This window comes from Streptomyces saintjeani (assembly GCF_055409605.1).
Map to the genome: position 1 here is coordinate 5,889,984 of NZ_CP189624.1, position 16,514 is coordinate 5,906,497.

The 16,514-nt window shown below is 70.0% G+C and carries 17 protein-coding genes; 4 read left to right on the top strand and 13 right to left on the bottom strand.

Features of this window, described 5'->3' with window-relative positions:
• Positions 1–62 precede the first annotated feature (62 nt).
• A complete protein-coding gene (locus tag ACQCO7_RS26940) occupies positions 63–824 on the bottom strand; it encodes an alpha/beta hydrolase (RefSeq protein WP_464074220.1) in 762 nt (253 codons plus the stop codon).
• 113 nt (positions 825–937) lie between these two features.
• Here ACQCO7_RS26940 and ACQCO7_RS26945 point away from each other — a divergent pair, with 113 nt between their 5' ends.
• A complete protein-coding gene (locus ACQCO7_RS26945) occupies positions 938–2,104 on the top strand; it encodes an adenosine deaminase (protein ID WP_464074221.1) in 1,167 nt (388 codons plus the stop codon).
• A 154-nt stretch (positions 2,105–2,258) separates the two neighbouring features.
• Positions 2,259–2,588, top strand: a complete 330-nt coding sequence (locus ACQCO7_RS26950; protein ID WP_409118537.1) for an ATP-binding protein — start codon at positions 2,259–2,261, stop codon at positions 2,586–2,588.
• Positions 2,589–2,667: 79 nt separating this feature from the next.
• On the opposite strand, the gene ACQCO7_RS26955 is transcribed toward ACQCO7_RS26950, so the two are convergent.
• The 7 genes from ACQCO7_RS26955 to ACQCO7_RS26985 form a co-directional block, all read right to left on the bottom strand.
• On the bottom strand, positions 2,668–4,362 hold the full coding sequence (locus ACQCO7_RS26955) for an immunity 49 family protein (protein WP_464074222.1): 1,695 nt from the start codon (positions 4,360–4,362) through the stop codon (positions 2,668–2,670).
• Between the two features lie 48 nt (positions 4,363–4,410).
• Positions 4,411–4,623: a PspC domain-containing protein gene (locus ACQCO7_RS26960; protein ID WP_010352551.1), complete on the bottom strand. Its 213-nt coding sequence runs from the start codon at positions 4,621–4,623 to the stop codon at positions 4,411–4,413.
• A gap of 101 nt (positions 4,624–4,724) precedes the next feature.
• A complete protein-coding gene (locus ACQCO7_RS26965) occupies positions 4,725–5,276 on the bottom strand; it encodes a VanZ family protein (protein WP_464074223.1) in 552 nt (183 codons plus the stop codon).
• Between the two features lie 140 nt (positions 5,277–5,416).
• Positions 5,417–6,031: a hypothetical protein gene (locus tag ACQCO7_RS26970; RefSeq protein ID WP_464074224.1), complete on the bottom strand. Its 615-nt coding sequence runs from the start codon at positions 6,029–6,031 to the stop codon at positions 5,417–5,419.
• A gap of 83 nt (positions 6,032–6,114) precedes the next feature.
• Positions 6,115–7,671: an ATP-binding protein gene (locus ACQCO7_RS26975; RefSeq protein WP_464074225.1), complete on the bottom strand. Its 1,557-nt coding sequence runs from the start codon at positions 7,669–7,671 to the stop codon at positions 6,115–6,117.
• Complete coding sequence (gene afsQ1 / locus ACQCO7_RS26980) at positions 7,668–8,345, bottom strand: two-component system response regulator AfsQ1 (protein WP_010352555.1); 678 nt, start codon at positions 8,343–8,345, stop codon at positions 7,668–7,670. The genes ACQCO7_RS26975 and afsQ1 overlap by 4 nt, the downstream gene beginning before the upstream one ends.
• An 85-nt stretch (positions 8,346–8,430) precedes the next feature.
• The gene (locus ACQCO7_RS26985) at positions 8,431–9,513 is read right to left on the bottom strand and encodes a methyltransferase (RefSeq protein ID WP_464074226.1); all 1,083 of its coding nucleotides are present in this window, start codon (positions 9,511–9,513) and stop codon (positions 8,431–8,433) included.
• 358 nt (positions 9,514–9,871) lie between these two features.
• On the opposite strand from ACQCO7_RS26985, the gene ACQCO7_RS26990 reads away from it, so the two are divergent.
• On the top strand, positions 9,872–10,609 hold the full coding sequence (locus ACQCO7_RS26990; protein ID WP_010352557.1) for a SigE family RNA polymerase sigma factor: 738 nt from the start codon (positions 9,872–9,874) through the stop codon (positions 10,607–10,609).
• A gap of 249 nt (positions 10,610–10,858) precedes the next feature.
• Here the strand turns inward: ACQCO7_RS26990 and ACQCO7_RS26995 are convergent, their stop codons facing one another.
• Positions 10,859–11,560 (bottom strand): uridine kinase family protein, encoded by a 702-nt coding sequence (locus ACQCO7_RS26995; RefSeq protein WP_464074227.1) that lies wholly within the window; start codon positions 11,558–11,560, stop codon positions 10,859–10,861.
• Positions 11,561–11,652: 92 nt separating this feature from the next.
• Here ACQCO7_RS26995 and ACQCO7_RS27000 point away from each other — a divergent pair, with 92 nt between their 5' ends.
• Positions 11,653–12,060, top strand: a complete 408-nt coding sequence (locus ACQCO7_RS27000; RefSeq protein WP_464074228.1) for a hypothetical protein — start codon at positions 11,653–11,655, stop codon at positions 12,058–12,060.
• A 46-nt stretch (positions 12,061–12,106) separates the two neighbouring features.
• Here ACQCO7_RS27000 and ACQCO7_RS27005 read toward each other — a convergent pair whose 3' ends face one another.
• From ACQCO7_RS27005 to ACQCO7_RS27020, 4 genes are all read right to left on the bottom strand, one after another.
• Positions 12,107–12,613: a hypothetical protein gene (locus ACQCO7_RS27005; RefSeq protein ID WP_464074229.1), complete on the bottom strand. Its 507-nt coding sequence runs from the start codon at positions 12,611–12,613 to the stop codon at positions 12,107–12,109.
• A 28-nt stretch (positions 12,614–12,641) separates the two neighbouring features.
• Positions 12,642–14,066, bottom strand: a complete 1,425-nt coding sequence (locus ACQCO7_RS27010) for a S1 family peptidase (protein WP_464074230.1) — start codon at positions 14,064–14,066, stop codon at positions 12,642–12,644.
• 136 nt (positions 14,067–14,202) lie between these two features.
• On the bottom strand, positions 14,203–15,087 hold the full coding sequence (locus tag ACQCO7_RS27015) for an aldehyde dehydrogenase family protein (RefSeq protein WP_464074231.1): 885 nt from the start codon (positions 15,085–15,087) through the stop codon (positions 14,203–14,205).
• On the bottom strand, positions 15,080–16,510 hold the full coding sequence (locus ACQCO7_RS27020; protein ID WP_338686045.1) for an aldehyde dehydrogenase family protein: 1,431 nt from the start codon (positions 16,508–16,510) through the stop codon (positions 15,080–15,082). The genes ACQCO7_RS27015 and ACQCO7_RS27020 overlap by 8 nt, the downstream gene beginning before the upstream one ends.
• Between the last annotated feature and the right edge of the window lie 4 nt (positions 16,511–16,514).

Here is a 16,514-nt window from a genome sequence, read left to right on the forward strand (position 1 = left end):
TTTGCGGCTCCGCCGCGCGGGCGCGAGCAACCACAACGAACCCGCACCCGACCGACGGCCAACTACCTCCGCAACGACGCCCCGAACCCCACAGCCAACGGCATCCTCAACCCCAGCGGCGGCGGCGCAGCCAACGCATCCTCCAACGGCCTCGCGAACCCTCGCCCGTACAACGTCCCCATCACGAAGTCCTCGGCCAACGCCTGCACTTCACCCCGGTACTGATGCAACCCGTGCCCATCGGAGTGCACTTCGAACCGGCACACATCCCGGTTCGCCTTCTTCGCCCGAGCCGCGAGCCGAAACGACAACTCCGGGTCCGTACGCTCGTCATTGGTGCCGTGCACGATCAACACCCGCCGCCCCACAAGCTGCTTGACCGGCTCGGGAGACGCCGCCACATCCTCCTCCGGCAGCCAAGGAGCCAGCGCGAGAACGGAGTTGACGGCATCATGCCCGGCGGCCCGCAGTGCGGCCCGCGCCCCCATCCCGACCCCGGCGAGGCAGACGGGGACGTCACCGTACCGGCGTACGACCTCGTCGGCCCCCCAGAGCGCGTCGGCGGCGAGATGCGCCTCCGTCCCGTTCCACCCGCGATAGCGGTAGTGGACGGCGTGGACGGCGAGCCCCTCGGCGCGCCCCGCGCGGGCGAGGCGGCGGCCGAGGGCGCGTACGGAGGACGTCGCCCACATGGGGGACGGCTTGCGCTCGGAGAGCTCCTCGCCGCCGGGGAGGAGCAGAACCGCTCCGCTGACGGAGGTCGGCTCGGGGCCGATCGCCTTGCCCAGGTGGGGGGTTCGGAGCGGCGTCACATGCTGTGCCATGGCAGAACAGTGTCAGAAGCGCCGGTGTACTCCACCCGTCCGTGGGGTCACCTTTGCGTATCGGCGGTGCGCTGAGCCGAGCCGTCTACGCGCGTAGGAGTTACTGTGCCGGGATGACGAGCCAGAGCATCCCCAGGGGCGTCACCCCGACACCGGACCAGATCCGTCGGGCGCCCAAGGTTCTGTTGCACGACCACCTCGACGGCGGGCTGCGTCCCGGCACGATCGTCGACCTAGCCCGCGAGTACGGGTACTCGGGGCTACCTGAGAGTGACGCCGACAAGCTCGGCGTCTGGTTCCGCGAGGCCGCCGACTCCGGTTCGCTGGAGCGGTACCTGGAGACCTTCTGGCACACCGTCGGCGTCATGCAGACGCGCGACGCGCTGGTCAGGGTCGCCGCCGAGTGCGCGGAGGACCTCGCCGAGGACGGCGTGGTCTACGCGGAGGTGCGGTACGCCCCCGAGCAGCACCTCGACGGCGGGCTGAGCCTCGAAGAGGTCGTCGAGGCGGTCACCGAGGGCTTCCGCGAGGGCGAGCGCCGGGCCCGCGAGAACGGCCACCGCATCCGCGTCGGCGCCCTCCTCACAGCGATGCGGCACGCCGCCCGCGCCCTGGAGATCGCCGAACTCGCCAACACGTACCGCGACTCGGGCGTCGTCGGCTTCGACATCGCGGGCGCCGAGGCCGGTCACCCGCCGACCCGGCACCTCGACGCCTTCGAGTACCTGAAGCGCGCGAACAACCACTTCACGATCCACGCCGGCGAAGCCTTCGGGCTGCCGTCGATCTGGCAGGCCCTCCAGTGGTGCGGCGCCGACCGGCTCGGCCACGGCGTACGGATCATCGACGACATCGAGGTCGCGGACGACGGGAGCGTGAGGCTCGGCCGGCTCGCCGCGTACGTCCGCGACAAGCGGATCCCGTTGGAGCTGTGCCCCAGCTCCAACCTCCAGACCGGCGCCGCCGCCTCCTACGCCGAGCACCCCATCGGACTGCTGCGGCGACTGCATTTCCGGGCCACCGTCAACACGGACAACCGCCTGATGTCCGGGACGAGCATGAGCCGGGAATTCGAGCACCTGGTCGACGCGTTCGGTTATACGCTCGATGACATGCAGTGGTTCTCAGTCAATGCTATGAAATCGGCGTTCATTCCTTTCGATGAACGACTCGCCATGATCAATGACGTGATCAAGCCGGGGTACGCCGAGCTGAAATCCGAATGGCTGTTCCAGCAGACGGCCTCCACCAGCGGTTCTTCCACCGGGCAGGGTCGGTAGCAGAGGCTTCGGGGCTCCGGGATGCGGACGGGTGTTCACCACTCGTCCGCATTTCGATGTTTGCGGTGGGTGCCTCCGCATGTTTACGGTCGGGGACCGCTCGTATTCCCGTACATTCCCCATTGCCCCCTTCGAGTTCGAGGACGCAATTCCCATGAAGCAGTCTGCTGCCAAGACCCTCGGTGTCGCCGCCCTCGGTGCCGCCATCGCCGCCGTCGGCGCGGGTGCCGCCTCCGCCGCCCCCGCCCTGCCGGACGCCACGCAGGCCCTCGGCGGTGTCACCAGCGCGCTGCCGGGCGCCGGCGAGGTCGTCGGCCAGGCCCAGCCCGCCGTCGCGACGAGCGCCGCCGCCGTCGCCCCGATCGCCCAGCGCGCGCTGGCCGACGGCCCCACCGCTCCCGTCGCCGGTCTCCTCGGCGGCCTCCCGATCGGCAAGGGCCTGCCCACCCACGGTCTGCCGATCAACGGCATCCCGCTCGGCTGACGTACCCCCTGCGGGGTGCGCCTGAGGTACTACCCGGGTAGTACCTCAGGCGCACCCCGTTCTGCTCTCCCCGGGCCTCTCACGGCGCCGGGATGACCTCGACCCGCTCCCCGTTCAGCAGGTACAGCGGCAACAGCCGCTCCTTCTGCGGCACCGGGAACTCCTGCGACCCGGCGAGGCTCGCCAGCGCCAGCAGCCCCAGCGACACCTGAGCGCGGGGCGCCGGGGAGTCGCCCCAGTACAGCGCGTGCTTCTCCAGCGCGTCCGCCAGCGTCTTCGCGAACTGCTCGTCGTCGTTCGCGATCATCCGGTGGAACAGCGCGGCCGGCTGGTAGTCGACCTGGTCGGAGAACCCGGTCGGCGTGTACGCGACGGCCTCCGGGTGCCCCGCCTGCATCGTCGCCAGCAGCTTCTGCACGATGTCGTCCATCGGCCCGCGCGACAGGTACGTCCGCAGCGTGTCGATCCAGTGCAGCACGTACTCGTCGACCGACTCGTCCTCCCGCAGCCGCTCCAGCGGTACCTCCACCAGCCGGGACACCCGCCCCCACTCCCGGCACACCAGCGCGAGGTACAACGCGTCCAGCCAGGCCCGCGCGTCGGCCGGCGGCTCCGCCGGGAACGCGGGGAGGCGCACCTCCAGGTCGTCGAAGAGGAACTCCCGCGCCTCACCGCCCGTGAACAGCAGCGTCCCGAGCTGGACCGCCGCCGACCAGGCGTCCCACGTGGCGAGTTCGGACGCGACCGGGTCGACGGCACACCGCGCGTGCGCCAGCGTCACCGTCGAGGCGAAGGCGTCCGCGAGCACCGACGGGTCCTGGGCCAGCCGCTCCAGCAGCCCCGCCGTGTCCCGCGCCAGCGCCTCGGCGTCCGGCGCCCGCCCGGTCAGCGCCGTCCGCAGCCGGCCCGCGCCGTCCAGCCTGACCAGGCCCTTCATCGCCGCGAGCAGCTCCGGCGGCGGCTGGATCGAGAAGCTGCGGTTCTCCTCGTCGATGACCGTCAGGGACGTCAGCTTCCCCCGGTACCACCAGTACACGCGCGGCGACAGGCGCCCCTCGCCGCTCTGGTGCGCCCCCAGCGCGAACTGCGCGAGCGCGTTCAGCGCGTCCACGACCGTGCCGTCCGCGATCGGGTGGTAGACGAGGTTGTCGCGGGTCGGTACGACGAACAGCGCGCCGTGCTCCGGCAGCGGCTCGCCGGTGACGCGGCGGGCCACCTCCCCCAGGTACAGGGCCTTGCTCGCGACGAACGGGGAGTCGCCGTAGAGGCTGTGCAGCGTCGTGTGCTCGCCGACCTGGACCACGTCGTGCTCGACCGGGACGCGCGCCAGGTTGTCGTACCCCGCCTTGCCGAGCGCTTCGAGGCCCGCGCGCTCCACGTCCCCGTCGGTGAGGATGCGTACGCTCGTCGGGCCGTCCAGGGCGTACGCGAAGACCAAGCCGTCGGCCACCACGCGCGCGTACGTCAGGTCGGCTGCGATCTCCGGGCCGATCGACTCGGCGGGCAGCAGCCGGACGTGCGCGTCCCTCAGCAGCTCCTCGGCGCTCTCGCCGCCCCCGCTCGCCTGCCGCAGGTGACCGAAGTGGGCGTCCACCAGCGCGGGCCACTCCTCCACAGCGGACCGGGCGCAGCGGACGGCCAGGTCGTGCAGGGAGTACCGGTGGCCGCCTCGAAGGTGCGGAGCGGCCAGCGAGCGCAGGTGATCGGCCTGCGCCGCCGTCAGCAGGGGGAGTTCGGCGTCGGGGGTCGTCTCTGGTGCTTCGTCGAAAGTCACCCGGATGACTCTATGAGGGTTTCGGCCACCCCTGTGACCCGACGGCGGCTACCAGGCGGCGCTCCCCGTGGTCCGCGCCTTCTCCTCCGACGGGAAGAGGATCCACAGCGCGATGTAGAGCAGGAACTGAGGCCCCGGCAGGAGGCAGGACAGGACGAATATCACGCGCATCGTCGTGGCCGACGTGCCGAAGCGGTTGGCCAGGGCTGCGCACACGCCGCCGATCATGCGGCCGTGGGTGGGACGGGCGAGGCGGGACATCTGGGGCTCCTTCACTGCGTGAGCTTCGGTCGAGGCGCGGCCCCTGTCGGCCGCCTCTCCATGACCCAAAGCTACGAGGACGAAGCGGGTAAAGCGTCACTCTACGGAGCTATCCCGACCCTGGGAATCGTCGGGGTACGACCCTGAGACGGCTCCTCCTGACGGACGGCGGTCCGTCGTCGCCGCGTCGTACGCCTACGCAGCAGGTACCTCCCGGCGGGTACCACCAGGGTATGAGCCAGGGCGACACCGAGGGTGTTCAGCAGGATCGAGTCGACGTCCACGACCTGGCCCGGTACGCCGGTCTGGAGCAGCTCCACCGTCACCGAGAGCATCGCCCCGGCGGCGGACGTACGCACCAGCGAGCCGAACGGGGAGACCCGCAGCCTGCCGTGCACCAGGGGGAGGAGTACTCCGAGGGGAGCCAGCAGCAGGAGACCCCGCCCGATCCGGCGGACCGCCTCGTGCCACCCCAGACCGAGGTCGGTGCGGATGCCGTCGAGCGGGTGCAGGTTGGCCGGCATCACCCAGGGGACGTCCAGCGGTCGCAGCGAGTACCAGACGACGAACGCGAGATGAGCGGCGAGGAGAACACCTCCCGCCGCGCGGACACGGATCACGGCGCTGCCGCCGATGGGGCCTTGACGCTGCACGACCCCCAAGACGCACCGCTCACGGCGAATGGTTCCGCAGGGGCCGCAGGGAGGGGGGTGAGTCCTTCACCACACCCGCACACACGGGGACTTGATCACGGTGAGTCACGGCGACCGCCGCAACTCACGTACCGGTCCTCTTACTTCGCCACCTGCGACGACGGCGGCACCTTGGTCCCCGGCCGCTGTTTCACCTCGTCCGTGCACTCGTAGCGCGTCAACTCCCGGCCCGCCGGGCCGCCCAGGACCACGGAGCCGTCGCCGTCGGAGGCGGCCGAGTCGGAGAGGGTGCAGACGACCTGCGCGAGGGCGTACGGCGAGAGCGTCTCCGGCGCGACGGTGAGGCGGAGCGCGTCGTCGGGGTCGGTGCCGGTCAGCGGCGGGAGGACGGTCACGCCCTCGCGCACGTCGGTCGTGTACCCCGACTCCTTCTCCTGGGACGACGGGCTGGCCTCCAGCTCGTTCAGCAGCCCCTGGGCGACCAGCACCCGGCGCTTGGCCCCGACTGCCCCGTCCGGTACCGGAACCGCCCGGTCGACGGCGACGAGCGACGCCCCGCACAGCAGGAACACCTGCACCGGCACCCGGCCCGACAGCTGCGCGGCGGTCGTACCCGACCCGGCGGCGGAGCACCGGACGCGGGAGGGCGCCGCACCGAAGTCGGTCGGCACCTCGGTCGCCCGGATGCCGCACCCGGAGAGGACGAGTCCGAGCGCGGCGACGAGCAGCAGCCGCGTACGACCCTTTGCCGTCAAGGCAGTTGAGGCCACCCGGGACGGGACGCCCTTTGCCGTCACGGCAGTTGAGCCCGCCCCGTCCGTTACACCTTCCGTCAGCCTCACGACGCCGTCTCCCCGTCCTCGTCCTCCCGCTCCACCACTTCCCAGCTCCCCCGGGGCAGTCTCAGCGTGAACACCGCACCGCCTTCAGGGGAGTTGGCGGCGCTGATCTCGCCGCCGTGGATGTGCGCGTTCTCCAGCGCGATGGAGAGCCCGAGGCCGCTGCCTTCCGAACGCGGCCTGGACGCACTGGCCTTGTAGAACCGGTCGAAGACATGCGGCAGCACTTCCTCGGGGATACCGGGCCCGTGGTCGCGCACGGCGATGACCATCTCGTCGGCGCTCTCCCGCACGGACACCCGCACCGGCGACCCCCCGTGCTTGAGGGCGTTGCCGATGAGGTTCGCGAGGATGACGTCGAGCCGACGCGGATCGAGCTGCGCGTGAATCCCGCGCTCGGCGTCGAGTTCGACCGCGTCCAGCCAGGCGCGCGCGTCGATGCAGGCGGTGATCTGGTCGGCCACGTCGACGACGTCGAGCACCAGCCGGGCCGTCCCCGCGTCGAAGCGGGTGACCTCCATCAGGTTCTCGACGAGGTCGTTGAGCCGCCGCGTCTCGCTCACCACGAGCCGTACGGCGGGCTCGATCATCGGGTCCATGCTGCCGGTCTCGGCCTCGAGTTCCTCTTCCAGGACCTCGGTCACGGCCGTGATCGCGGTCAGCGGCGTCCGCAGCTCGTGGCTCATGTCGGCGACGAACCGCCGCGACGCCTCGTCCCGCGCCGCCATGTCCGCGACCCGCTTCTCCAGCGCCTCGGCGGCACGGTTGAACGTCCGTGACAGATCGGCGAGTTCATCCGTACCGGACACCTGGAGCCGCGTGTCGAGCCGCCCCTCGCCGAGATGCCGCGCGGCAACTCCCAGCCGGTGCACGGGTTTCAGCACGGTCGTGGACGCGGCCTGCGCGATCAGCGCCGCCCCGATCAGCGCGAGCCCGGTGGCGATCCCCAGCGACCAGGCAAGGGAGTTGAGGTCCTTCGCCTCGGGCTCCAGCGACTTGCGCATGTACCCGGTCGGACCACCCCCGTCGACCTTCGTCCCGGCGACCAGATACGGCGTGCCGTGATCGACGACCCGCTGCCAGAACAGGTGGTACGGCGCCCTGTTGGCCCCCGACACCGACTGCTGCTTGTTCACCGCGCGCCGCAGCGACTCCGGCACATCGTCCAGCGAGAACCCGCTCAGACCACCGGAGTTGCCGTACACCGTCCGCCCAACGTCGTCGGCCGCGACCAGCAACACACTGAAACGCTGACTGGAGTTGGCCATCTGCGCGGCGGTGCGCTGGAGTTCGGTCTGCGAGGGACGCTCGGGGAGCGCGCCCGCGCGGTTCTGCATCTCCGTACGGAAGTCCTTCAGCACCGCGTCCTGCGCGCGCGTCAGCACGGCCTCGCGGTTGAGCCAGTAGGCGATGCCGGACGCCGAGACGGCCGTGGCGAGCGCGACCGCGCCGAACACGACGACCAGCCGCAGGCGCAGGCTCGTGAAGCGCAGCCGGGACAGGACCACTTTGCGAAACGCGGACCAGCCGCGGAAACCTGGTGCGGCCTGGGTCACTGAGGCGCGTCCAGGCGGTAGCCGACACCCCGGACGGTACGGATCAGCGTGGGCGACGACGGCACGTCCTCGATCTTGGCGCGCAGCCGCTGGACACACGCGTCCACCAGCCGCGAGTCACCGAGGTAGTCGTGCTCCCACACGAGCCGCAGCAACTGCTGCCGCGACAGGGCCTGTCCGGGCCGCCGGCTCAGTTCGAGCAGCAACCGCAGCTCGGTGGGCGTGAGTTGGAGGTCCTGGCCGTTCTTCGTCACCGTCATCGCCGAACGGTCGATGACGAGGCTGCCGAACGTCGCCGAGTCGCTCGACTCCCGCTCACCGCGCCGCAGCACGGCCCGGATCCGGGCGTCCAGCACCCGGCCCTGGACCGGCTTCACGACGTAGTCGTCCGCGCCGGACTCCAGGCCCACCACGACGTCGATGTCGTCGTTGCGCGCGGTCAGCAGGATGATCGGCAACTGGTCCGTGCGCCGGATGCGCCGGCACACCTCGAACCCGTCGATGCCGGGCAGCATCACATCCAGCACGATCAGATCCGGTCGCTGCTCACGCAGCAGTTTCAGACCGTCCTCTCCACTGGCAGCGGTCGCCACGCGGTGCCCCTGGCGCGTCAGTGAGAGCTCCAGGGCCGTACGGATGGCGTCGTCGTCCTCGATCAGCAACAGGGAAGGCACGGCCTCATTCTGGCCCATACAGGGGGTGAGGTTCGACAGGTGGGGGCTTATAACGCCTTTACGAGCCCCCACAGGTACTACCCGGTTACACCCTGATCCCCAACCGCCACAGCGAGGTCACCTCCGCGCTGCGGACCGTATACAACGGGTCACTCCGGTCCTTCGCGCGTCGGTGCCGGGGGCGTACGTCGTGCCTTCCTACGACGGTGAGGCCGCTGGCGCGAAAAAGTCGCAGCAACTCCTCCCGGGTCCGCAGGCCCAGCAGCTCGGCGAGATCCGACATGATCAGCCAGCCCTCGCCATGCGGTAGCAACCGGTTGCACAACCCGGCGAGGAACGCTTGGAGCATCCCGCTGTCCTGGTCGTACACCCCCAGCTCCAGCCCGCCGCTCGGCGTGCCCGGCAGCCACGGGGGGTTGCAGACGACGAGGTCGGCGCGGCCCTGTGACGGGTACAGCGCCGGGCCCTGTACGGCGATCCGCGCGCCGTGTCCGAGGCGGCGCGCGTTCTCCTCGGCGCAGGCGAGGGCGCGCGGGTTGACGTCGGTCGCGATGATCCGCTCGACCCCTCTGCGGGCCAGCACGGCCGCCAGGACGCCGGTTCCGGTGCCGAGGTCGAAGGCGGTACGGCAGGGGCGGGGGAGGGGGGCGGAGGCGACGAGGTCGACGTACTCCCCTCGTACGGGGGAGAAGACGCTGTAACGGGGGTGAATGCGGTTACTGAGAGCGGGCACCTCCACGCCCCTCAGCTGCCACTGGTGGGCGCCGATCACTCCCAGGAGTTCCCGCAGAGGTACGACGGAGGGGCCGGCGGGCGGGCCGTACGCGGCGCGGCAGGCTTCGCGGACGTCGGGGGCGCGGCGCAGGGAGAGGGCGTGGTCCGCGTCGAGTTCCACGAGGAGACGGTTCAGCGTCTCGGCCCGGCGGGCTCGGTCACGGCGCTGGAGGCGGAAGATCTCCGCCGGTGAACCGGCCTCGTCGTACGGCGAGTTCGGGATGCGGCGGCTCAACGCCGTAAGCATCTGGCGGGCGTTGATGTAGTCGCCCCGCCACAGGAGCGCCGTGCCGGTGGAGGTCAGGCGGTGTGCGGTGGAGGCGCGGAGGGTGTCGTCGACGGGGACGTACCCGGTGCGGGGCGCGGTCTCGTTCCGGGGCTCGCGGGAGGGCATGGGGATGCTCCTGGAAGTCGTAAGTGCCGTGGGAACGGAGGCACTTCGACGGGGCGAGGAGCAGGGGGAACGGCAGAAGGCCCGCTGTCACCGCCGCGCCGAAGCGCGGGGGAGCGGGTCGCCCAGGACCATGCCGTAACCCATGTCCGCAAGGGTCCCATGGGGGTGGTGAGGAGGCCAAACGCACCGGTCTACCGCCGACGCCTTTGCAGCCGCTGTGGTGTCGCCGTGAGGGGCCCCTGTGACAGCTCTGTGACAGTCGGCGGACACGGCCATGAAGGTCCCCCGGCAAGCTTCTCGGCACAGGGCAAGACGGCCTGGCGCAAGAGCACCAGAGGTCCACGACGGGAGGCGCGACATGTCGCTGCACAGCATGAACACCAGCGCAGTGGTCACGCGTCTCCACGACGTCCGGTGGGGCTCGGAGAAGTCCGGTGTTGTGAGCGGGCGGGGGTGCGCTCGCAACGCCGGGCGTCAACACACCACGTACATCACGGTGGTTGACGCGAAAACGGGGGATGCGGTTCCGGGGGGAGCCGCGTACAGGGAGGACACGGGGGAGCGTCGCTCCATCAGCGAGGCGGAGTTCACCGCCTACGTCCAGGAGCGCCGCGCCTCCCTGTACGCCACCGCGTACCACCTGACCGGCGACCGGTTCGAGGCCGAGGACCTGCTCCAGAGCGCGCTGTTCTCGACGTACCGGGCCTGGGACCGGATCAGTGACAAAGCGGCAGTAGGCGGTTACCTGCGCCGCACCATGACGAACCTGCACATCAGCGCGTGGCGCCGCCGCAAGCTGAACGAGTACCCGACCGAGGAACTGCCGGAGACGCCCGGCGACACGGACGCGATGCGCGGCACGGAGCTGCGCGCGGTCCTGTGGCAGGCGCTGTCCCGGCTGCCGGAACTCCAGCGGACGATGCTGGTCCTCAGGTATTACGAGGGCCGTACCGACCCGGAGATCGCGGAGATCCTCGACATCAGTGTCGGCACGGTGAAGTCCAGCATCTGGCGGTCGCTCCGCCGGCTGCGCGAGGACGAGGTCCTCAGCTTCGGCCGTGACGAGGAGAGCGCCTTCGGGGAGCTTGTCGCCTGAAGGTCGGCCCCGGCTCCGCTCTGGGGGGAGCGGTGGCGGGGGTATCGGGGGAATGCGGGGGAGCGGTACCGGGGGGACCTTCGGGGGACGGCGTTCGGGGGAGCGTCGCGGGGAGCGGTACCGCAGGGGGGAGCACGGGGGAAACACGGGGGAACAGGGAGCGGGGCTGGAGGGCCGGGGGGTCTGTCCAGTCCCGTTTCTTTGTGTTCCTTCGTGCCCGACTCCCCGGCGTGGTCCGGGTGTTGGGGGTTACGGCGCCGTCGGTGCCGTCGTCTGGGTGCGGCCGGTGGCGTCCGCCAGGCGGGTCAGTGCCTCGTCACGGTCGCAGGCGTGTGCGCCGAGTGCGGTCTGGCGGGCGACGATGGCCCGCTCGGCGCGCATCAGGCGCCAGCCCCGGCGCAGCAGGAAGGGGACCGACTTGCGGCCCTCCTTGAGGTCCCGCAGGAAACGCCTGCGGAACGTCTTCACCGGGCCCCGGCTCAGGCACAGCGCGTCCGCGAGTACCCCCTCCTCGCGGCACCGCTCGACGATCTCGGCGGCGAAGATGCCCTCCGCGATGAATACCGGAGTACCACCGAAGTCGACCGTCTCGCTGCCGGTGCGCGCGCTGAGCGAGATGTCGTACACGGGTACATCCGTGGAGCCACTGCGGCACAGCTCCGTGATCGCCGTGACGGCCGTCTCCGTGTCCCACGACGCCGGGTGGTCCCAGTCGATGTCGGAGCTTCCCTCGACCTGCGGCAGCGTCGGGTCGTCGCCCTCCTTGTAGAAGTCGTCGAGCCGCAGCACCGGGAGGCCGGAGTGGGCCGCGACGAGGGACTTGCCGGAGCCGGAGGGGCCGCACAGCAGTACGACCCGCGTGGGGGTGGAAAGGGAACTCACGGGACACCAGTGTGCGGCATGTGCCCTGCTCGGCACGAGTCCGCGGGGCGCCTTTGAAGCGCGCGTCACATCATCGCGGGTCGCCTTTGATGCGTACGGCGCCCTTCAACTACCCTCTGCGTCGACTCGATTACTCCCCGCATCGAAAAGGTGGCAGCGAGATGCCTCAGCACGAGAACGTCCCCTCCTCTTCAACCGGCCGCCGCGCGCTGGCCGCCCTCGCGACCGCCGGGGTCGCCCTCGGGGCCGGCGCCGGGGTGGCTGCCGCGGCCGACGCGCCGGTCGTCGACGCCGTCCGCACGAACCCCTCCGCCGTCGGCCAGATCGACCCCCAGGCGGGGCTCCAGGGGGCGCTCGGCTCCCTCCCGTACGCGACCGGCGCGGTGACCGCCCTCAAGCCGAACCCCCTCGCCGGCACCGGCGTCGACCCCCTCGACAACGGGGCGGGCACCCAACTCGCCGACTTCCAGCCGATCGCGACCCAGGCACTGACCGGGCCGGTGGCTCAGGCGCAGTCGATCGGGTCGTTGCCGGTGGTGGGGCAGGTGGCGGGGTTGCTGAAGGGGTGAACGGCGACGGAGGGCCACGGCTCCGCCGTGACCCTCCACCTGTTTCTTATGCGAACGTGCCCGAGTTGAAGACGATGAAGCCGTCCTTCGCCCGGCACGACGGGTCGATCCCGGAAGCGACCGCCCGCTTGTCGTCGGCCTTCAGATAACTCCCGCCGGCGGTGATGGCGTCACCCTCCAGGACGGGGCCGAAGCCCGGCACCTTCACGCCCCGCTTGCCACCGCTCAGCACGGCCTCGGTCCCTTTGGGCCAGACCGGAGTCATCGTGAACTCCTGCTCCGCCCTCTTGCCGTGCACGACAAGGCACTTGCCCGCCTCGACGTACGCCAGGCGCCCGCCCACGGACATGTCGGCCGCCAAGGCCAGATCGTGCACGACGATCTGCGGGTCCGTACCGGTGAGGGAGATCTTGTCGGTGCCCGAGACCACCACCTCTTCCGTGCTCGGAGAGGAGGACTCCCGAGGTTCGGCGCTCCCCTCGCCGGAACTTCCGCAGGCGGCGAGCGCCAGCACGCTCAGGGAGGCGACGAGTACGAGCTTGATCGGCTTCACCGGGACAACTTTCTGAGTTGGTGGCTGACTACCGCGTCCACACGTCGTAACCGCGGTTCTGGAAGAGGTACGCCGGGGTGAAGACGCATCGTCCCGTCCCGTCGTTGAGGACCCCGGAGTGGATGCCGTAGGCGGTTCCACCGTTGTACCAAGGGCCGCCGCTGTCACCGGGACGGCAGCCGCCGCCCCTCATGACGACCATGTGCTGGAGGGAACCCACTGTCGCGTTACGGATGCTGACGGTGCTACAGGTCTTGCCGGACGTTCTGCCGAACTTGCAGATGGACGTTCCGACGGCGGGCATGGTTCCCCGGTCGTCCGCGTACCGGGTGCTGTTGGTGCTCTGGTAGAAGGTGCGCGTGCTGGTCTTGTTGCCCCGGCTCGTGTAGCCGAGGTCGCCCGAGGAGCCCTGGTGGGTCCAGACGTTGCTGACGCTGGTGGAGCCCCCGTGGGTGCTGTGGTTGGAGTAGGTCTGCGAGCCACCGCCCGTGGTGCAGTGACCGGCTGTACCCAGGCGCTTGGTGTCGCCGGATATCTCCTTCAGGTTGAAGCCGGCCGTGCAGCCGACGGACAGGTAACCGCCACCGCGTATGTACTCGTCCTGCTGGTCGAGGGAGGCGTTCTTCACCACTTCCACCGAGACGCGGACACCAGCGTGGTCGGAGGCGTCCCGCCGCACCGCTTCCTGGACGCCCTTCAGGCGCGAAGTGGCCTTGGCCGCCGGGCTGTTCAGCTCGATCTGGACCTTGACCTCCCCCTCCTCGACGTCGTAGAAGCTGATTGCGTCGGCGACGTCGTTCTGGGCGAGCGCGTTCGCGTGGGCCACTTGCTGGGCGTCCGCGAGGTCGACCTCGGAGAAACCTCGGTTGGTCACCAACTCGACCGGTACGGGGAGGGATTCCGCGAGTTCGACGGCTTCGGCGGGAACCGCTCCCTTGAACGCGAACCACGCGCTGTGCGCTGACTTCACCGCACCGGCGAATTCGTCCGGGAAGGAGGTCTCCAGCTCTTCCGCGATGTCGGAGAACTTGTCCTGCCACCCGTACTGTTCGATGGCGTCCGCGAGCGGGATTCCCTCGTCCGACGCCATGGTCCGGATGTCTTCCAACTGCCCCGCGGTCAGGTCGTCCACCATCACGTCAGGGGTGTCCACCGGCCCGTCGGGCTGGCTCTCCGCCGTGGGCCGGGCGGCCGAAGCGGCTTGCGCGACATAGGAGTCCAGCGCTTCCGAGAGGGAGATCCCCTGAACCTTCGAGGTCTGCTTGATGCTGTCGAGCACGGGACGGTCGACGCCCGTACCGCCCTCGGAGTTGAGGAACACGGACCGCTCCACCGGAGCGCCGGATTCCACGGCCACGGCCTGCGGGACGAGGACGAGCGACCCGGCCAGCGCCGAGATCGCGGCGACGGCGTGGAGCCGGCGTCGGGTCCGCTTGATGTTTTCGACTGACAAAGTTTTCCCCCTGGGTCAGTTTCGGACAAGCGTGTGGCCTTGCAGCAACTACCGCCGCCGCAAGGCCATTTGGCTCAGACTTTACTCTAGCTTGCCCTTTGTTGAACCTGGGAGGATTTTTGGTGAGGCTTTCGGCTCAGTACGCCGAACCCGACGCCCCCAGCGACCCCGTCGTGTGCCAGACCGTCTTCGTCTCCAGGAACGCCGTGAGGCGGTCCGTGCCCTGCGGGTCGTTCCAGTCCACAGGCTGTGGACGCAGGACGCGCTTTAGGTTGTCCGCCGCCGCGATCTCCAGCTCCTTCGCCAACTCCTCGTCCGCGCCCGCCAGATCGATCGCGTTGACGTCCTGGTGGGAGGCGAGGGACGGGGTGATCTCGGCCGTGCGGCCGGAGAGGATGTTCACAACTCCGCCCGGGACGTCGGACGTTGCCAGCACCTCGCCGAGGGAGAGCGCGGGGAGCGGGGACTTCTCGGAGGCGATGACCACGGCCGTGTTGCCGGTCGCGATGACCGGGGCCAGCACCGAGATCAGGCCCAGGAAGGACGAGTCCTGGGGCGCCAACACCGCTACCACGCCGGTCGGTTCGGGCGTGGAGAGGTTGAAGTACGGCCCCGCCACCGGGTTCGCGCCGCCCACGATCTGCGCGATCTTGTCGGTCCACCCCGCGTACCAGACCCACCGGTCGATCGCCGCGTCCACCTGAGCCGCGGCCTTGGACTTCGACAGCCCCTCCGCCTCGGCCACTTCACGCGTGAACTGCTCGCGGCGCCCCTCCAGCATCTCGGCGATGCGGTACAGGATCTGACCCCGGTTGTACGCGGTCGCGCCCGACCACCCGCCGAACGCCTTGCGCGCGGCGACGACCGCGTCACGGGCGTCCTTGCGGCTCGACTGGGGCGCGTTGGCCAGCCAGTTGCCCTTGGAGTCGGTCACCTCGTACACCCGGCCGCTCTCGGAACGCGGGAACTTCCCGCCGACGTACAGCTTGTAGGTCTTGAACACACTGAGTCGGTCAGACATCGAGGTACGCCTCCAGGCCATGGCGACCGCCCTCGCGGCCGTAACCCGACTCCTTGTAACCGCCGAACGGCGAGGTCGGATCGAACTTGTTGAACGTGTTGGACCAGATGACACCCGCACGCAGCTTGCTCGCGACGGCGAGGATGCGGGAGCCCTTGTCGGTCCAGATACCGGCGGAGAGGCCGTACTGGGTGTTGTTGGCCTTGGCGACGGCCTCGTCCGGCGTGCGGAAGGTCAGCACGGACAGGACGGGACCGAAGATCTCGTCACGCGCGATGGTGTGCGCCTGCGTGACGTTCGTGAAGAGCGTCGGCGCGAACCAGTAACCGGAGGACGGGAGTTCACAGGCGGGCGACCACCGCTCGGCGCCCTCCGCCTCACCCTGCTCCGTCAACGCCGTGATGCGCGCGAGCTGTTCGGCGGAGTTGATCGCGCCGATGTCCGTGTTCTTGTCGAGCGGGTCACCGAGGCGCAGCGTGGACAGGCGGCGCTTCAACGCGTTCAGCAGCTCGTCCTGGATGGACTCCTGGACCAGCAACCGGCTTCCGGCGCAGCAGACTTGGCCCTGGTTGAAGAAGATCCCGTCGACGATCCCCTCGACGGCCTGGTCGATCGGGGCGTCGTCGAAGACGATGTTCGCGCCCTTGCCGCCGAGTTCGAGCGTCAGCTTCTTGCGGGTACCGGCGACGCTGCGGGCGATCTCCTTGCCGACGGCGGTCGAGCCGGTGAAGGCGACCTTGTTGACGTCCGGGTGCGCGACGAGCGCGGCGCCTGAATCCCCGTACCCCGTAAGGATGTTGACGACACCCTTGGGGAGGCCCGCCTGACGGCAGATGTCGGCGAAGAAGAGAGCCGACAGGGGAGTGGTCTCCGCCGGCTTCAGGACGACCGTGTTGCCGGTCGCGAGAGCGGGGGCGATCTTCCACGCCAGCATCAGCAACGGGAAGTTCCACGGGATGACCTGGCCCGCGACACCGAGCGGCTGCGGGTTCGCGCCGTACCCAGCGTGGTCCAACTTGTCGGCCCAGCCCGCGTAGTAGAAGAAGTGCGCGGCGACGAGCGGGAGGTCGGCGTCCCGCGTCTCCTTGATCGGCTTGCCGTTGTCCAGCGTTTCCAGGACGGCCAGTTCGCGGCTGCGCTCCTGGATGATGCGGGCGATGCGGAAGAGGTACTTCGCGCGCTCGGAGCCGGGCAGCGCGGACCACTTCTCGAACGCCTTGCGGGCGGCCCTGACCGCGCGGTCGACGTCGGCCTCACCGGCCTGTGCGACCTCCGCCAACACCTCTTCCGTGGAAGGGGAGATGGACTTGAAAACCTTGCCGTCCGCCGCGTCGGTGAACTCGCCGTCGATGAACAGGCCGTAGGACGGCGCGATGTCGACGACCGAGCGGGACTCGGGTGCGGGTGCGTACTCGAAAGCCATGGGG

Coding starts and splice junctions, on each gene's coding strand:
- ACQCO7_RS26940 (WP_464074220.1), bottom strand. CDS start 824: ATGGCACAGCATGTGACGCCGCTCCGAACCCCCCACCTGGGCAAGGCG.
- ACQCO7_RS26950 (WP_409118537.1), top strand. CDS start 2,259: ATGAAGCAGTCTGCTGCCAAGACCCTCGGTGTCGCCGCCCTCGGTGCC.
- ACQCO7_RS26945 (WP_464074221.1), top strand. CDS start 938: ATGACGAGCCAGAGCATCCCCAGGGGCGTCACCCCGACACCGGACCAG.
- ACQCO7_RS26985 (WP_464074226.1), bottom strand. CDS start 9,513: ATGCCCTCCCGCGAGCCCCGGAACGAGACCGCGCCCCGCACCGGGTAC.
- ACQCO7_RS26990 (WP_010352557.1), top strand. CDS start 9,872: ATGTCGCTGCACAGCATGAACACCAGCGCAGTGGTCACGCGTCTCCAC.
- ACQCO7_RS26960 (WP_010352551.1), bottom strand. CDS start 4,623: ATGTCCCGCCTCGCCCGTCCCACCCACGGCCGCATGATCGGCGGCGTG.
- ACQCO7_RS27015 (WP_464074231.1), bottom strand. CDS start 15,087: ATGTCTGACCGACTCAGTGTGTTCAAGACCTACAAGCTGTACGTCGGC.
- ACQCO7_RS27000 (WP_464074228.1), top strand. CDS start 11,653: ATGCCTCAGCACGAGAACGTCCCCTCCTCTTCAACCGGCCGCCGCGCG.
- ACQCO7_RS27020 (WP_338686045.1), bottom strand. CDS start 16,510: ATGGCTTTCGAGTACGCACCCGCACCCGAGTCCCGCTCGGTCGTCGAC.